Annotated in this window: 11 protein-coding genes, 1 tRNA gene and 1 rRNA gene; 10 read left to right on the top strand and 3 right to left on the bottom strand. The window is 59.8% G+C overall.

What is annotated here, in order from left to right; translation table 11 throughout:
- Positions 1-13: 13 nt before the first annotated feature.
- From AC2D8U_RS16985 to menE, 10 genes are all read left to right on the top strand, one after another.
- On the top strand, positions 14-1,720 hold the full coding sequence (locus AC2D8U_RS16985) for a DUF3373 domain-containing protein (RefSeq protein ID WP_484620263.1): 1,707 nt from the start codon (positions 14-16) through the stop codon (positions 1,718-1,720).
- A gap of 57 nt (positions 1,721-1,777) precedes the next feature.
- Entirely contained in the window at positions 1,778-3,175 is a 1,398-nt protein-coding gene (locus AC2D8U_RS16980; RefSeq protein ID WP_484620262.1) for a tetrathionate reductase family octaheme c-type cytochrome, read from the top strand.
- A gap of 258 nt (positions 3,176-3,433) precedes the next feature.
- Positions 3,434-6,367, top strand: coding sequence for a sulfatase-like hydrolase/transferase (locus AC2D8U_RS16975; RefSeq protein ID WP_484620261.1), 2,934 nt, complete (start codon positions 3,434-3,436; stop codon positions 6,365-6,367).
- Positions 6,368-6,586: 219 nt separating this feature from the next.
- On the top strand, positions 6,587-8,092 hold the full coding sequence (gene glpK, locus AC2D8U_RS16970; RefSeq protein ID WP_484620260.1) for a glycerol kinase GlpK: 1,506 nt from the start codon (positions 6,587-6,589) through the stop codon (positions 8,090-8,092).
- A 153-nt stretch (positions 8,093-8,245) separates the two neighbouring features.
- On the top strand, positions 8,246-8,680 hold the full coding sequence (locus AC2D8U_RS16965; protein WP_484620259.1) for a hypothetical protein: 435 nt from the start codon (positions 8,246-8,248) through the stop codon (positions 8,678-8,680).
- Positions 8,681-8,772: 92 nt separating this feature from the next.
- The gene (locus tag AC2D8U_RS16960) at positions 8,773-10,131 is read left to right on the top strand and encodes an isochorismate synthase (RefSeq protein ID WP_484620258.1); all 1,359 of its coding nucleotides are present in this window, start codon (positions 8,773-8,775) and stop codon (positions 10,129-10,131) included.
- 10 nt (positions 10,132-10,141) lie between these two features.
- A complete protein-coding gene (gene menD, locus AC2D8U_RS16955; protein ID WP_484620257.1) occupies positions 10,142-11,848 on the top strand; it encodes a 2-succinyl-5-enolpyruvyl-6-hydroxy-3-cyclohexene-1-carboxylic-acid synthase in 1,707 nt (568 codons plus the stop codon).
- On the top strand, positions 11,835-12,629 hold the full coding sequence (gene menH / locus AC2D8U_RS16950; RefSeq protein WP_484620256.1) for a 2-succinyl-6-hydroxy-2,4-cyclohexadiene-1-carboxylate synthase: 795 nt from the start codon (positions 11,835-11,837) through the stop codon (positions 12,627-12,629). The genes menD and menH overlap by 14 nt, the downstream gene beginning before the upstream one ends.
- A gap of 46 nt (positions 12,630-12,675) precedes the next feature.
- Complete coding sequence (menC, locus tag AC2D8U_RS16945; RefSeq protein WP_484620255.1) at positions 12,676-13,620, top strand: o-succinylbenzoate synthase; 945 nt, start codon at positions 12,676-12,678, stop codon at positions 13,618-13,620.
- Positions 13,617-14,978, top strand: a complete 1,362-nt coding sequence (gene menE, locus AC2D8U_RS16940) for an o-succinylbenzoate--CoA ligase (protein ID WP_484620254.1) — start codon at positions 13,617-13,619, stop codon at positions 14,976-14,978. Before menC ends, menE begins: the two co-directional genes overlap by 4 nt.
- A gap of 266 nt (positions 14,979-15,244) precedes the next feature.
- Here menE and AC2D8U_RS16935 read toward each other — a convergent pair whose 3' ends face one another.
- The 3 genes from AC2D8U_RS16935 to rrf all read right to left on the bottom strand — a co-directional run.
- Positions 15,245-16,783 (bottom strand): AbgT family transporter, encoded by a 1,539-nt coding sequence (locus tag AC2D8U_RS16935; RefSeq protein ID WP_484620253.1) that lies wholly within the window; start codon positions 16,781-16,783, stop codon positions 15,245-15,247.
- A gap of 900 nt (positions 16,784-17,683) precedes the next feature.
- A tRNA-Thr gene (locus AC2D8U_RS16930) sits at positions 17,684-17,759 on the bottom strand.
- Between the two features lie 49 nt (positions 17,760-17,808).
- Positions 17,809-17,905: ribosomal RNA gene (rrf, locus tag AC2D8U_RS16925) — 5S ribosomal RNA — on the bottom strand; the annotation flags it as partial.

Raw genomic sequence — 17,905 nt, 5'->3', positions numbered from 1 at the left:
CAAGGAGTGTCCCATGAAAACCCTGACAGCCACCCTGGTATCCCTGGCGCTTGCCGGGATCACCGCACCTGTCCTGGCCAATAGCCCATCCCAGGACGATCTCAAGCTACGCATCGATGAACTGACCGAAGAGCTGGAATACCTCTCCAGCCGAGTGGATAAAGCAGAGCGCCATGCCGCCACGGACCGGGTACAGTTTACCGGTGATCTGCGGGTTCGTGCCCACAGCCTGCACTACCAGGACGTCACCTGGAATCCCGCCATGCTGGTGGACTTCAACGACTTTGGTGCCAAGGCGATGTCCGGCGCCTTTGGCGATCCCCAGAGCCCAGACTCACCTCTTGGCCAGATGATGGCCGCCAATCCGGCCCTGGCCCAGGCCTTTATGAGCGGCCAGCTGCAGGGAGTGATGCCTTATGTGCTGGCCCCCAAGCAGACCTATGATCTCAACAACGACATCCTCTACACCACCCGGCTGCGGCTGAACCTCAAGGCCAAGGTGTGGGACAACGTCGACTTTGCCGGTCGCCTCACCATGTTCAAAAACTGGGGCGACAGCACAGGTGTCCAGGTGTTTGACTCCTGGCGCAGCTTCACCATGGACGGCACCAATGGCGGTAACCCCAGCGGTGACTGGCTAAGGGTCGAACGGGCCTACTTCGACTGGAGAGACATAGGTGGCTCCCACTTCTACCTCTCCATCGGCCGGCGTCCCTCCAGCTATGGCCCTCCGAGCCACTTCCGGGAGAACGAGCTGCGCGGCGGCACCCCATCCGGTCACCTGGTCAACTTTAACTTCGATGGCGTAACTCTGGGCTACAAGCTGGGTGAAGTAACCGGGATCGACGGCCAGGTGGTGCGCTTCTGCTATGGCCAGGGCTATGAGTCCCAGTGGGGCAACGGTGAACTGTTTGGTGACATTGTCACCGACGACACCCAGCTGGGCGGCTTCAACATCGATCTGCTCAACGACGGCAACCATTTTGTGCAGATGACCCTGTTCGGCGCCAAGGACATCAACGACGGCTTCAAAGGGGTGATGGCCTTCCCGACTCAGCTGGCGGGGATCTTCGCCCCCACCATGTATCAGGACATGCAGAAGTTTGAGGACTTCAACTTCGTCACCCGGGTTCAACCCTCCAGTGTGATCGGCGACATGTATCTGGGTGGCCTGGGTTACCAGTATGAGAGTGACGATGGTTGGGTTGGCTTTGCCTCGCTCGGCTGGACCCGTACCGAATCCAACGGCAACGCCGGCCTGTTTGGCGGCATGATGAGTGATGCCCGTTTCGAAGCGGCCCTCAATGCCGACGGCAGCGAGATCATCATGGTGCCGGTGGCCGCCCAGGATCCGGGCGATCACAACGGCTACGGTGCCTACGTAGGAGTGCAGATCCCCGCACCGGGCGGCAAGTTCGGACTGGAGTACAACTACGGCTCCAAGTATTGGACCCCCTTCACCCAGGCCCAGGACGATCCCATCGGCAGCAAACTGGCCACCCGCGGGCATGTCGGTGAGGCCTACTACATCTTCGACGTAAACCCCAAGATGTTCATCAAGGTCGCCGGCCTTTACTACGACTATGAGTACAGCGGCAGTGGCTCTCCGGTGGGGGCGCCCCAGAGTGTGGATGAGATCCTCTCTGGTACTGCCTACTCCATGCTGCCAGTGATCGATACCGCCTATGATCTCAACGCCTCATTGACCGTGCGGTTCTAGAGGCCCAGCGCCGGGGTGCAAGCCCCGGCTTTCGATTACAAGATCAGGAGGATCATCATGAGAACCGCCATTACCTTAGGCATCGGCTGGCTCTGGTTGCTGGCCACTGCGCCGCTGGCCATCGCCAACCCCCATGCCGACTTTATTCAGGGCCCCATCGACAGTGGTCCGGAGGCCACAGCCCAATGCATCGAGTGTCATGAAGACCACGCCAAGGACTTTATGAAAACCTCCCACTGGACCTGGTCGCTACCTCAGGAGCTACCGGGCCGCACCGTGGATCGGGGTAAGAAAAACGTCATCAACAACTTCTGCGTCTCCATCACTTCCAACGAAGCACGCTGCACCAGCTGCCACGCCGGTTACGGCTGGGAAGACGACAGCTTCGACTTCACCGATATGACCAAGGTGGACTGCCTGGTATGCCACGACACCACGGGAACCTACGCCAAGGAGGGAGCCGGTGCCGGCCACCCCATGGAGAAGGTCAACCTGCTGAGGGTCGCCCAGAACGTTGGCGCCCCGGTGCGGGATAACTGCGGCACCTGCCACTTCTACGGTGGCGGCGGTGACGGCGTGAAGCACGGGGATCTGGACTCCAGCATGGGCTATCCGGACCGTGCCACCGATGTGCATATGGACGTCGATGGTCTGGATCTGCAGTGCCAGGCCTGCCACCAGGCGCCCGACCACAACATCGCTGGCCAGGCCATGGGCGTTTCCCCCGGCGGTCAGAACCACTTCGACTGTGCCGAGTGCCACAGCGCCGCGCCCCACGACAACGCCAAGCTGGACAAGCACGTAGCCAGTGTCGCCTGCCAGACCTGCCACATCCCCAGCTTCGCCAAGAACGAGCCCACCAAGCTCAGCTGGGACTGGTCCACCGCCGGCGCCGATCGGGAAGAGACCCTGGACCAGTATGGCAAGCATGATTACCTGAAGAAGAAAGGCGATTTTGTCTGGGGTAAGAATGTGGTACCGGAGTACGCCTGGTACAACGGCTTTGGCGACGCCTACTCCGTGGGTGACAAGATGGATCCCGATGGCGTGACCAAGCTGGCCTACCCGCTGGGGGACATCACAGATCCCAAAGCCAAGATCTACCCCTTCAAGGTCCATCGCGGCAAGCAGATCTACGACGCCAAGCAGCGAGTGTTCATTACTCCGAAAACCTTTGGTGACGGGGGCTACTGGAAGACCTTTGACTGGGACCAGGCGGCTCGCCTCGGCATGGCGGCCAACCCTGAGCTGAAGCGTCTGGGGCTCCAGTACAGCGGTGAGCACAGCTTTGCCGAAACCGAGATGTGGTGGCGCATCAACCATATGGTGGCGCCGAAAGAGGATGCCCTGGGCTGCATGGATTGCCACGGCAAAGGACAACGCCTCGATTGGCAGGCCCTGGGTTATCAGGGCGATCCGATGAAAACCGGGGCCCGCCAGCTCAAACCGGACTGATTCTCCGTCCCCTACGGAGTTGGGATGGCCTCGGCCATCCCTTTTTTTGTCTGAGACTTTTACAAAACTGACACTCAGACAAAATGCCCACCGGCTCTAATACGCCACCGTTCACAATGTAACCATAAGTAAATACAGCTTTTTCCACGATCCAGTCGGTTGTTTTTCTACCTCTCGCACACCTATTGTTACCGGCGCGCAACACCACAAGCACATAAAAACAAAGAAACTCTTTATCCCTGAGAAAGGAGAATAAACGTGAGACGACGACATCTCGCCCTGGCTGCCATGATGGCGGCACTAACCCCGGGTGGCGCTGCCCTGGCCGCCCCCAACATCCTGGTCCTGAGCATGGATGATGCCAACCAGGAGCACTTTGGCGCCTTCGGTAATCCATTACAGCCCAGCCCCACCCCAACCCTGGATCAGCTGGCCTCAGAGGGGATGATCTTCACCCAGGCCCATACGGTATCCGCCAACTGCGTACCATCACGAAACGCCACCCTGACCGGCATGTACCCACACCAAAGCGGCGTAGAAGGCTTCCGCCAGATCTGGCGTTCACGGGCAACGCCTGTTCCAGCCACTCTCAAAGAGGTCGGTTACTTGACCGGGATCCTGGGCAAAGACGCCCACTCCACTCCCTATGTGCCCTACCCCTGGGATCTGCTGGGCGAGGAGTCGCTGTCAAAAGATCCCCAGTCCGTCTACGACTGGGCCCTGGCGGCCTTCAACCAGGCCAAAGATCAGAACCAGCCCTTCTACTACCAGATCAACACCCATGATCCCCATCGCCAGTTCTGGGGACTGACACCCGACCTGATCGAAAAGCCAACCCAGACCCCCATGCCCTCCTATGTCTACGGCTACGATGACGTCACCCTTCCTCCGAGCCTGCCGGACCTCCATGAGGTCCGGCTCGAGGTGCAGTACTACACCTCCACCCTGCGCCGGGGTGACGATTTCATTCGGCATATGCTCAAGGCCCTCGACGACAGTGGCCTGGCTGAAGAGACCATAGTGGTGTTCTATGCCGACCATGGCTGGGCCTTCCCCTTTGCCAAGTCCAACCTCTGGAACGCCTCGACCCGCACTCCCCTGATCATCCGCTGGCCCGGTGTGATCGAGCCGGGCAGCGTCAATGATCAAGATCTGGTCTCCATGGTGGATCTGGTCCCAACCCTGCTCGATGCCGTCGGGGTGGAGAGCGGTGAGCAACTGCCCGGCACCTCTTACCTGGCCCTGCTGCAGGGCCAGCAGGATGGCGCCGATCGCTCCCGGGTCTACACCACCTACTATGAAAACTCCGGCGGCCATCGTCGCCCCATGCGTGCCGTGGTCAGTGCCAACCATCACTACATCTTCAATCCCTGGTCCAACGGCAGCACAGTGATGGCCTCCACCACCCAGGGCACCGCCTCCTTTGAAGCCATGGCGGCAGCCGGGGCCACCGATCCCGCCATCCAGCAACGGGTGGATCTCTATAACCACAGGGTGGTGGAGGAGCTCTATGTGGCCGCCTCCGATCCCCACCAGCTGGACAACCGGATCACCGATCCCAGCCTGGCTGGGATCCGTCAGGGCCTGCAGGCGGACCTGCTCAACTGGATGGTTGAGACCCATGATCCCGCCCTCTCTGCCTTCCTGGTGCGCGACAATCCGGCAGCTCTGGATAACTGGATCGGCCTGCAACAGCAGGAGTCCGACAAGCGCAAATCCTACGAACAGCTCAAGCGCAACTATGAAGTGCCCGCGCCCATCTTCTTCCTGAGCAACGACTACTACAACCTTCGTGCCGGTGACAGCCTGACCCTCAGCGCCGACGACGGCGTGCTGGCCAATGACTTCTTCGCCTACGATCAGCAGGGACTCAGCGCTCGGTTGATCCAGGGCCCGCAAAAAGGAACCCTTCAGCTGGCCAGTGATGGCAGTCTGCAGTACCAGGCGAACCCGGGAGCGACCGGTACAGATACGGTGATCTACCAGGCCGACACCCTCACCGGCGGTCAGTCGGACCAGGCCAGGATCACCTTCACTCTGGTGGGTGACGACAAGGCTGCCACCCTGGCCTCGGACACCTTTGAACAAGCCCAGCTGCAGGGCTGGAACAACAGTACCGGTGGCACTCTGGAACTGCACTCTGCGGCCGCCTTTACCGGAGAGCAGGGAGCCCGCATCAAGCGGGGTGCCAACATGAGCCGCAGCTTCAGCACCCTGGGTCACAAGGGGATCACCCTCCAGTATGCCCGCCGAACATCCGGCCTGACCGGCGACGTGGCCTTCAGCGTGGAGTGGTCTCTGGACGGCACCGTCTGGCAAAACCTGGAAACCACCCAGGAAACCGACTGGCAGATCATGGATATGGAACTGCCCGCCGCCGCCGACGATCAGGACACCCTGTGGATCCGCTTTGCCACCAACGGCACCCTCAACGCCGAACGCGCCGAGATCGACAATGTCTCGCTGCAGGGAAGCCCCCTGTCTGTCGACAATCAGCCGCCAGCCTTTGTGGTGGATCCCATCGCCCTGGCCGACGCAGTCCAAGGACAGGCCTACAGTGCCAGCCTGAGCGGCTTCGCCAGTGATCCGGACCTGACGGATATCCTCAGCTTTGAGCTGATCGACGGTCCTACCTGGCTTGCTCTGAGTTCAGACGGCATTCTGTCCGGCACCCCGGAGTTGACCGGAGTCGTCAACGCCACCGTCAAGGTGAGTGATCCCGCCGGCGCCTTCGATACCGCCCCCCTGGTGTTCACCGTTGCTGCGGCTGAGCCAACCCAGCCTCTATTCTTCGATGATGTGGAAACGGGCACCCTAGATCCTCTCTGGAGCAATACCGGAACGGGCGTGATCGAGCCTGCCACCGCCGCCAGCCATGACGGTCAAGGTGTGGGGATCCGGATCAAGAGGGGCGCGACCCTGAGCCTGCAACTGGACACCCAGGGACACTCGGGTCTCAGCCTCAGCTACGATCGCCAGGTCGTCGGCCTGATCGCAGAGGAGCAGCTGACCGTTCGCTGGTCCGACGATGGCAGCAACTGGACCGTGCTGGAGCAGACCCAGGACCCCAACTGGGCTAACCAGCGCTATACCCTGCCAGCGATGGCCACCCTGCATCTGGAGTTTGATCTGCAATCGGACCGCCTGGCGGAAAAGGCGCATATCGATAATGTCCTGATCCGGCCAAACTGAGGCCACAGGAAGGACGGGCTCGCCCCGTCCTTCCTCCATCATCGACCCTCCCCACAACACGCCTCAGCCCGGTACACCACCGGCTCAAAAACCGCCCCCCCGGGAAACCCGCCTGCCCACTCCGCTCTGCTCAAGCCATAACACCGCCTCTTGACGAAGACGGGGGCCAAAGCCGTTAGAGTTCACTAAGATGATGACAAACGGACACGGAAGCGCACTATGACCCAAGATCGATACATCCTTGCCCTGGATCAAGGCACCACCTCCAGCCGCGCCCTGTTGTTTGATCGCGACGGACAGATCGTTGGCAGTGCACAGCGAGAGTTCACCCAGCACTATCCACAATCGGGCTGGGTTGAACACGATCCCATGGAGATCTGGGCCAGCCAGCGTGCCACTCTCACCGAAGTCCTGGCTCGCTGCCAAGTCAAACACGAGCAGGTCGCCGCCATCGGCATCACCAACCAGAGGGAAACCACGGTGATCTGGGATGCCAATACCGGCGCGCCAATCCACAATGCCATTGTCTGGCAGTGTCGCCGTACCACGGAGCTGTGCCAGCGTCTCAAAGCCCAGGGGCTGGAGCAGCACGTCCGTGACACCACAGGCCTGGTGCTCGATCCCTACTTCTCCGGCACCAAGATCGCCTGGCTATTGGATAACGTTCCCGGCGCCCGAGAACGTGCCGAGCGAGGCGAGTTGCGCTTTGGCACCATAGATAGCTGGCTCCTCTGGAACCTGACCGGTGGGACGGTTCATGCCACGGATCGCACGAACGCCAGCCGCACCCTGCTGTACGACATCCATCGCCACCGCTGGGATCCCGTGATGCAGGATGCGCTGGGGATCCCCGCCAGCCTGCTGCCTGAGGTACGCAGCAGCCAAGAACTCTTTGGCTATGCCCGCATCGGCCAGGCGCAGATCCCTATCGCCGGGATCGCCGGGGATCAACAGGCTGCCCTGTTTGGTCAACTCTGTACCGAGGCAGGCCAGGCGAAAAACACCTATGGCACAGGCTGTTTTATGTTGATGCACACCGGCCAGAATCCGGTGCACTCCCAACACGGGCTACTCACAACCCTTGCCTGCAGCGCACCGGGGGAATCGGCCTATGCCCTGGAGGGCTCTGTCTTCATGGGGGGAGCCTGCATCCAGTGGCTGCGGGACGAACTGGGCCTGATCCGTGATGCCGCAGAGACCCAGGCCATGGCCCAAGCCGTCCCGGACAGCGCCGGGGCCTATCTGGTACCCGCCTTTACCGGCCTGGGAGCGCCCTACTGGGATCCCCATGCCCGGGGTGCCCTGGTTGGGCTGACCCGGGGCTGTAACCGCAACCACATTGTTCGTGCAGCCCTGGAAGCGATCGCTTACCAGAGCAAGGATCTGCTCGAGGCCATGCAACGTGATGCCGACACGCCATTAAGCGAGCTCAAAGTGGATGGGGGCGCGGTGGCTAATGACTTTCTGATGCAGTTCCAGGCCGATATGCTCAATATTGCTGTCTTGCGGCCTGTTAACCGGGAAACCACGGCGGCGGGTGCGGCCTACCTGGCTGGATTGAGCACGGGCTTTTGGCTCGACCAGTCCGCTTTGGCCAAAATCTGCCAGGCCGGCCAGCGTTTTGAACCGGCGATAACGGCGCAGCAACGTCAACACCGCTATCGAGGCTGGCAACGCGCCGTGGCCCAATGTCGCCATGAGATGCCACCAAAGGAAAATGAATAATCCAACCTTGGGTTACAGCCCGGACAAGGGAATAAAAAATACCGTTCACAATCCCGATCCGGCCCACACTTTTGATGCTGTTTTCGCTCATTAGTGCGACATTTTCGCCATCGGGGGCTCTAATAGCCGCATTATCGAACAGGGATCCCCTCCATGGCCATACATCACTGCCCCGCTCACCGGCTCCACCTTTGGGCACGCCCAACGGTGCTCGCCCTGTGTTGCGTCGGTGCCTGGTTCCAGCTGGTGCCCCTGCTGGCGATCGGCCTTCTCTCCTGGGTACTGCTGACCTGGCACGTCTTTGCTGGCGGCCAAAGTCAGTCCCTGCTGCTGGAGACCGAACGGGAGATCATCGCGCTACAAAGCCGCTTTGAGCGCCTGGCTCTCTTCGTCATCGGGATCCTTGTTATCATGTTGCTGTTGCACCTGTTGTGGATGCATCAACTGCGTCTGGCCATGGTACTGCTCTTCACCTCCAGCCTAATTAAGCTGGTCTGGAACGTGATCCATATGGGCCGTCCCGGACTCCCCGCATGCCTTACCACACTCGCCGGTGCCGCCAGCCTGCTCTATATTGTGGCCGCCTAAGTTCACAAGCTGGCCGTCCCGACTTGACACAAGTCACGTCAGACTCTTACTTTCAGCCAGTTAAGTCTATTTCCCTAAAGGTGGTTTATCCGGTGACGGACATCACGCTAACGGCCGCCCTGGCACGACTCCAGTTTAGGCTCGATGCCCTGGACCCAAGTGCACTGGGCGCCCGTTGCATTCAACTGTGTGAACCTGTGACTCCCCCGCCGCTGATCGCCTGGCTGGCGGCTCAAACACAGCACCCCAAGATCTATTGGCGTGGGCGCCGTGAGGGTGAAGAGATCGTGGCTCTTGGGGCGGCTCAGGATCACCACCTGGGCACCCTGCCCGACGCCGAAACCCTGGATCGCCTCTACCACGACTTTCTGCGAACGGATGAAGAGCAGTCCTTGCGCCTATACGGCGGCCTGGCGTTCGATCCTAAGCAACCGGCATGGGAGGGCTTCGGCCAAGCCCGCTTCGTTTTGCCACGCCTGGAGATCCGCCGCCAAGGCCAGCACGCCCAGCTATGCCTCAATCTCTCAGGCCTGACGCGGGACTGGCCTCTGGAACTGCAAGCGGCCCGCAGCACCCTGGCCAATATCGTACCCGCCCGGCCTCTGCCACCACTGGGCCCCGCCCATATCCTGTCGCGGCACGATACGCCTCAGCGCTCTCGCTGGCAGGAATTGGTAACCCAGGTGATCCATCCCAGCTTCAATGCCGACACCCCCAAGGTGGTGCTGGCCAGGGAGACCCGGCTGCGCACCAGTGCCCTGCCTAATCCCTGGACTGTACTGCACGCCTGGCAACTGCTTAACCCCGGCAGTTATCAATATGGCTTCCAGTTTGAACCCGAGCAGACCTTCCTCAGTTGCTCTCCGGAACGCCTTTATCAGCGGCAGGGACGAGAGTTGTCGACGGAAGCCCTGGCAGGTACCACGACACGTGGTTTTACCGAAGCGGAAGATCTGGCCCTGGCGAATGCCCTGCTCAATGACAGCAAGAACAGCCATGAAAATCAGCTGGTACGTGAGCACATAGAGCAGCAATTAAGCCCTCTGGCTGACTATGTTGGCGTCGAGGAATCCCCCAGCATCCTGAAACTTAACCACATTCAGCATCTGCACCGGGGGATCCGGGCGGAGCTTAAAGCCGGGGTCAACGATCTGCAGTTGCTCCAAGCCCTGCACCCAACACCAGCGGTCGGTGGGCTGCCACGAGATCCCGCCATGAGCTTTATCCGCCAGCGGGAGGGCTTCAACCGAGGCTGGTATGCGGGGGCTTGCGGCTATCTGGGCAGTCAGGATTCGGAATTCTCCGTCGCCATACGCAGCGCCCTGTTCAACCGGGATCAGATCACTCTGTTTGCCGGTGCCGGGATCGTCGCCGACTCTGAGGCCGACTCGGAATGGCAGGAGCTCAACAACAAACTCACCACAGTACTGGGGATCCTCAACGGTCTATGAGCGTCAAATTATGAATCACTGCGCCGATCTGAATCTGTTATGGGCCCGCTTGCTGCTCGAGGAGCTGCACCGGCTCGGTGTGCGCCACCTCTGCCTGGCTCCCGGTTCCCGCTCAACGCCGTTAACGCTGGCGGCGGCGGATCATGATGGCTTTTCCCGTCACACCCATTTTGATGAACGGGGCCTGGGGTTTGCCGCCCTGGGACTGGCCAAGGCCAGCCACAGTCCGGTGGCGATCATCACCACCTCGGGAACGGCAGTGGCCAACCTCTACCCAGCCGTGATCGAGGCATATCAGACCCGAGTTCCCTTGCTCGTCCTGTCCGGCGACCGACCGCCAGAGCTGATCGACTGTGGCGCTAACCAGGCGATCATCCAACCGGCGATCTTCGCCGACTATGCTCGCCGCCTGGATCTGCCCGCCGCCGATCTCAATCTGCCGCCCCAGGCCCTACTCAGCCAGATTGACCATGCCCTGACCGATCTCGACCGGCCTCTGCACATCAACTGCATGTACCGCGAACCCCTCTATCCCGATGCCAAGCGCAGTGACTTTTCTACTTATCTGGCGCCGCTGGAAGCGTGGCGAGGCAGTAAAGAGCCCTGGGTCCAGGCCCCCACCCAGAGTCACTCCGCCCTGCCCAGCCCGGCCCAGTGTGCCGAGTTTGCCCAGGCCAAAGGCGTCATCGTGGCGGGCAGCCTGAGTCCGGATCAGGATCCGGCTCAGCTCCTGATCCTCTCCCGCCTGCTGGGCTGGCCTCTGCTGGCCGACAGCCAGAGCCAGCTACGCCAACGTGATGGCGTGATCCACCATATCGATCAGCTCTGGCACTGCCCTAAGTCCAAAGCCTTACTCGGCGAGGCTGAGCACCTGCTGCTGGTAGGCAGTCGAATACTGTCCAAACGCCTGCTTGACTACATCGGCCAGCACCCCTGGCAGCGCTTCTGGCATTACCTGCCCCAGCGCGCCAACCTGGATCCCAGCCATCGTCAGAAATGCAGTTTTGTTGGCAGTCTCGGCTTGCTGCCCACCCTGCCCTGGGGAACGGCGACGCACCATAACTGGGCTGCGGCACTGTTCGAGCAAAACCAAACTCTGGAAGCCACATTGGCTCAGTTCGAGCACGGCCCCCTCACCGAACTGTCCGCCGCACGTACCCTGTCGGCACAACTGCCACAAGGTAGCCAGTTATTTATCGGTAACAGCCTGCCTATCCGTCTCTACGACATGCTGGCCAAGCCGAATGCCCATGCCCCAACCATCTGGACCAACCGGGGCGCCTCCGGGATCGATGGCCTGCTGGCCACCGCCTGCGGCGTGGCCCTGGCCACCACCGCCCCGACCGTGCTGAGCATTGGCGATCTCTCTCTGCTGCATGATCTCAACTCCCTGGCCCTGGCGCGCAGCCTGCAAACCCCCTTGGTGATCCTGGCCATCAATAACGATGGCGGCAGCATTTTCAATCTGCTCCCGGTGCCAAATGAAACCCTGCGACAGGACTACTACCGACTGGGTCATGGCCTCACCTTTGCAGGCGCCGCCGCCCAGTTTGAACTGCCCTACCACAGGCCAGACACTCTGGACGCCTTTAGCCAGGCCCTGGAGCAAAGCCTGGGCCACAGAGGGGCCAGCGTGATTGAGGTCATGGTGCCACCGGAGGAGTCTGCCAAGTTGATCATCCAGCTGGCCGAGCAGATCCAGCATGGCACGGCCTGACACACGGCTTCATGTCACCCAATGGGGAGATCCGGCCAAACCGGCACTGGTGCTGCTGCATGGCTTTCTCGGCAGTGCCGAGGATTGGCAGGGCTGTGCGTCCGCTCTCGGCGCACGCTTCCACTGCCATGCCATTGATCTGCCCGGTCATGGCCACAGCCACGGGATCTGCCTGAGCCAAACGCCGGGGTTCGAAGAAGTGGTCGAGCTCCTGCAGGGCACCTTGGCCCAACTGGGATCCTTCCACCTGCTTGGCTATTCCCTCGGTGGACGGATCGCCCTCCACCTGGCCCAGCACCTTAGGCGAGAAGCCCCGGAACGTCTGCTTAGCCTGACGCTGGAGTCCACCCATCCCGGCCTCACCGACGAGAAGGCTCGCCGCGAACGCCTGGCCGCCGACAACCGCTGGCATCAACGGATGCAAACCGGCCCTCTCACCGAGTTTCTGGATTGCTGGTACCGCCAGGGCGTCTTTGCCGATCTGGATGAGGAGCAACGCCACGCGATGATCACCGCGCGCACCGGCAATGATCCCATCGCCCTGTCGGCCCTCTATCTGGGCACCAGCCTGGGTCACCAGAAGGATCTGCGCGACATGGCAGACTTCCCCATCGTGCTGCTGACCGGCGAGCGGGACCGCAAGTTCACCCTGCTCGCCCAGGCCTGGGCTCAGTGCTCCCCCGCGCTCAACCATTCGGTGATCGCCCATGCCGGTCACAATATCCACGCTACGGTGCCGGAGGCCTTTGCGGCGGAGGTGATCCGGAAGGTTTTCGGCTGATTTATTGCTACACTGCGCGCAAAGGAACAACCGAGTCCGAACCTTCATGCAACCCAGCGCCCTGTTTCAATACCGACTGCCACTCGATACCCCGATCCAGTTTTCCGGCCAGACTCTGTCCCACCGGGAGGGCCTGTTGGTCAAGTTTGAGCAGGGGAACCGTAGCCATTATGGCGACTGCTGCCCCCTGCCCGGCTTTTCCCACGACACCCTACGCCAGAATCGCGACGCCCTCTTGACCTATTGTCATGGCAAGCACGCCGAGGTCGCCCTACCAGCAGCAGCTCGGTTCGCCCTGGACTGTGGCCGTTGGCATCAAACGGCGCATCGTAGCCTGCCATCGAGCCAGATCCCCCTATTGGCAGGCACACGGGAAGCCATCCTCGACCAGATCACCACCTTGCCTCAAGGCCCCGGAACCGCCAAGCTCAAGGTCGCCCGCGCACCGGTGGAGCAGGAGATCAGCCTCATCCATGAGATCCTGGCCAAACGGCCCAAGTTCCGTCTACGCCTCGATGCCAACCGAGGCTGGAGCTTCGAACAGGCCGCCACCTTTGCCGCCAGCGTGCCCCTGGCCGCCATCGACTATGTCGAAGAGCCCTGCGCCACGCTGGCTGACACCCTGAGGCTCTATAAACAGCACCGCCTGCCCCTGGCGTTGGATGAAACCACCCAGGCACAGGACTACCAATACGAAACGTTAGAGGGTGTTCGAGCACTGGTGCTTAAGCCCACGGTCATTGGGGGACTCGATAGACTGCAGGCCATCATAGACGCCGCCCACCATGACGGCGTGCGCTGCATCCTCTCCTCCAGCTTTGAGAGCAACCTGGGATTAGCCAACCTGGCCAGCCTGGCGCAAGAGCTGACGCCACAGGAACCCCCGGGGCTGGATACGCTTCAAGCCACCGGGGCCGACCTGTGCCAACCCAATATTTGGGGCATATCGAGGCCCCTAATCCCCGAATCCGAACTGGAGCGTCTGTTTTGACCCTGATCACCTGCCCCCTGCACACCGCCGCCCGTCGCTTCGGTGAAGCCATCGCCATCGACGGCCAGGGCCATCGGTTGAGCTACATCGAGCTGGACGGGCGTGTCAGCGCCCTGGCTGATGCGCTAAGCTCCCAGGGTGTCGAGCCTGGCCACCATATCGGTTTTATCGGCGGCAACCGCCTGGAGGCGATAGAGTTGCTTTATGCCGCCATGCGGATCGGTGCCGTCTTCGTTCCCCTGTCCCCACGCTTCCCCACCGAACAGGCACAACGACTGATCGATGAGCTGGATGTGCAATGGTTGTGGCAGGAGGGCGATCTGGCGAGCAGCGCCAAACCGCTCACTGTCGACTCCGGCTACGCAGAAAAGCTTTGGCGCTTCGATGCCTGTCAGGGCGTCAGCCTGATCCTCACCTCAGGTTCCAGTGGCGAGCCAAAGGCCGCCATGCACAACACCTTGAACCATCTCGCGGCAGGTGAGGGCAGCCAGGACCAGACGCCCCTAGAGCGGGGCGATCGTTGGCTGCTTTCACTCCCCCTGTACCATATCGGTGGCCTGGCCATCCTGTGGCGTTGCCTCACCTGTGGTGCCACGGCCGTTCTGCCCGATACCGGCAATTTAGAGCAAGATCTGCAGCAACAAGGGATCACCCATGTGTCACTGGTCGCCACCCAACTCAAACGCTTACTGACTGAACACTCAATTGCCCTGACCGGACTCAAGGTCTTGTTGCTCGGCGGCGGACCTATCCCACAGCCCCTGTTGGATGGCCTGAAACCCTTTCCACTAAAGGCCCTGACCAGCTACGGGATGACCGAAATGGGCTCGCAGATCTGCACAGGCCCAGCCAATACTCAGGGCCTATCCGGCTTCCCTCTGGCAGGACGACAGATCCGTCTCAACGACGGGCTCATCGAAGTGAAAGGCGATTGTCGCTTCATGGGCTATTACCATAAGGGCAAACTGAGTCAGCCATTCGATCGAGACGGCTGGTATGCCACGCGCGATCTGGGTCAGTTTGTGGGTGAGCAGATCAAGGTGACAGGACGCGCCGATAATATGTTCATCAGTGGAGGGGAAAATGTGCAACCTGAGGCGATCGAGGCCGTATTGAAGCGCTGCGAAGGAGTCGAAGAGGCCGTTGTGATTCCGATCCCCGATCCCGAGTTTGGCCATTTGCCCGTCGCCGTGATCAAAGGCCAGTGGGATCCGGCCATCGTAGAAAAGAGGGTGCTAAAAAAGCTGCCCCGCTTTATGCGCCCGCGCTCTTACCTTAACTGGCCAGCCGGGCCGGAGGCTACCGGCATAAAAGTAAACCGCAGGGCGATCGCCCAATACGTAGTAGAGAACGTTTAAGAACCAGGCACCGGGCACAGGGCAACAGACAAACAAAAAGGGACGCCGTAGCGTCCCTTTCCTATTCCTGGGCTGATCTCACAGACATACCGTAAGCACAGTAAGCACCCAGAGCCAACGGCAGGCCGACATCCCAGTAGATCAGCAACGATGAAGCAGTCAGCAGGGCCAACATGGGGTATGGAGGCAGCATCTGCCGCCGCACCCTAACCAGTAACAAAAAGGGACGCCGTAGCGTCCCTTTCCTGTTTCTAGGCTTATTTCACTTACATGCCGTAAGTGTAAGAAGCACCCAGACCCAGTGGCAGGCCAATACCCCAGTACAGCAGCAACCAAGCGGTCCATACGGTCAGCAGGGCCAAAGAGTACGGCAGCATCGCGGCGATCAGGGTACCAACACCTGTGTTCTTCACATACTTCTGACAGTAAACAACCACCAGAGGGAAGTACGGCATCAGCGGGGTGATGATGTTGGTGGAGGAATCACCGATACGGTAGCCAGCCTGAGCCAGATCCGGAGAAATGCCCAGCTCCATCAGCATAGGAACCAATACCGCACCGATCAGAGCCCATTTGGCGGATGCAGAGCCCATGAACAGGTTCACGAAACCAACCAGCAGGATCATACCGACAATGGTCACGCCCGCAGGCATGCCCAGAGACTTCAGGAAGTCGGCGCCCTTAACAGCCAGCAGTACCGCCAGATCGGAGGAAGCGAAAGCGGCAATGAACAGGGCACAGAAGAAGGCCAGTACGATGTACGCAGCCATGCCTTCCATCGCTTTAGACATGGACTTGATCACATCACCGGACTGCTTGTAAACGCCGTTCATGTAGCCGAAGACCACACCCGGGATCACGAAGAAGACGAAGATCAGCGGTACGATGGCCTGCATCAGCGGCGCGCTGAAGTCAGTCAGTTCGCCATTCGGCGCACGGAAAGTGGAGGACTCAGGCAGAGACACGGCGGCAATAAAGCCCATGGCAGCCAGCATAGCCAGACCCGCGTAACGGAACGCCTTGTTCTCACGCTCACTGATCTCATCCATCTGTGGCGGCTCAACGCCTTTATCCAGAGGAGTATTCTTGTTCAGACGTGGCTCCATCACCTTGTCGGTCAGGTACCAGATCACGGCAATGATTGGCAGGGTGGAGGAGGCGGCGAAGAACCAGTTGTTCAGCGGGTTGAGCTGAATGCTTGGATCCAGAGTCTGAGCAGAGGCCTGGGTAAAGGACTGCAGCAGCGGGTCAATGGCCGACGGGATGAAGTTGGCACAGAAGCCACCAGACACACCAGCAAAGGCGGCCATGATCCCGGCAATGGGGTGACGACCTACAGCGTAGAAGATCACGCCAGCCAGTGGGATCACCACCACGTAACCGGCATCGGTCGCGGTGTGGGAGATGATGCCGACACAGACCACAGCAGGCGTAATGAATTTCGCCGGGGTGATCTTCAGCATCTTCTTCAGAGCCGTGTTGATGAAGCCGGAATGCTCAGCAACACCCACACCCAGCATAGCCACCAACACCACACCTAAGGGGGCAAAAGCAGTGAAAGTGGTAACCATAGAGGTCAGGAACTGGGTCAGAGCCTCTGGGGTCAGCAGGTTCTTGATCGCCACCGCTTCGCCAGTGCGCGGATCAACCGCATCGAAGGTCATGGTGGAGAAAATGGCAGAGAGAACCCATACCACAATCATCAGACTAAGGAAGAGGATCGCCGGATCTGGCAGTTTATTGCCGACCCGTTCGATGCCATCAAGTATACGGGTCATACGCCCGTTTTCGGCTTGAGAGCTCATGGTTATTTTCCGTTATATTAGGTTTATACCTGGTTCAGACAGAGGATACTGCCATCAGTCAAGCCTAATGTCGCCACCATTAACCAATTTGCGGAGGAAACTCACAGCTTTCGACCTGGGGACACGCGTAGATAACACTGATGACACAGATGCATCAACAGGACTCAAACAGTATATATCCTTTCCCTGGCACAGGAGGGGGCGATGCTCTGGTACACCATGGATCACAACTGACGCTCGGAAGACCGACGAGTCACGTTGATGGAGAGAAGAGCAACAAGTTTGGCGGGCACCGGCTTGGAGCATCACAGAGCAAAGCGTAATACCAATCGCATTGAGTATTTACTCATTCAACTGACAGAAAAAAGGCTTTAGGCAAGGCAGCCAAGCGAAACTCAAGTGGCTCTAACGTGAGATTGGCTAGCACGGCATAAAGCCTTTTGATATCAACCCCATTGAGAAGTGCTCAGTGGCACAGGCTCGTTATTGTGATAGCTCAAAAGGGCCCACCATTCCTTCATGATCACACCCAGATCTTGCACCGCTGAGCGTTTCTAAAGAGACCAGATACTGAGTGCGATTGGTATAGCGGGTAACAGGTTAGCTGATAGAACCCTTGATCCCAGAGGGCAACAACCACACTAAGGGCTCGCTATACACTCGATATAGCCAAAGCCTCCTCCGTCTATCTAATGGCGATATCCAGGCGTCCTGGCCTTACCGAGACCAAAGACCTAAACCAGGGAACAAAGTCCAGCACTTAGCTTTCAGCCCTTGCTCATCATGCCACAAGCAGCCAGGTCGGCAGTCGGTGTCTGCTTACCTGCTTTCAGGGCGATAAATCAAAACAGGAAAGGCAGATACGAAAAAACCCAGCCATAAGGCTGGGTTCTTCGAAGATGGTGCTAATACCCAGAGTCGAACTGGGGACCTCACCCTTACCAAGGGTGCGCTCTACCAACTGAGCTATATCAGCATTGTCTTTCATGAAAAAACCCAGCAGGGCTGGGTTTTTTCGAATTGGCGTCTGGCGATGACCTACTCTCACATGGGAACTCCCACACTACCATCGGCGCAACTGCGTTTCACTTCCGAGTTCGGCATGGGATCGGGTGGGGCCAC

The organism is Ferrimonas sp. YIN67 (assembly GCF_057219095.1).
This window is presented reverse-complemented; position numbering and strand designations above follow the sequence as displayed.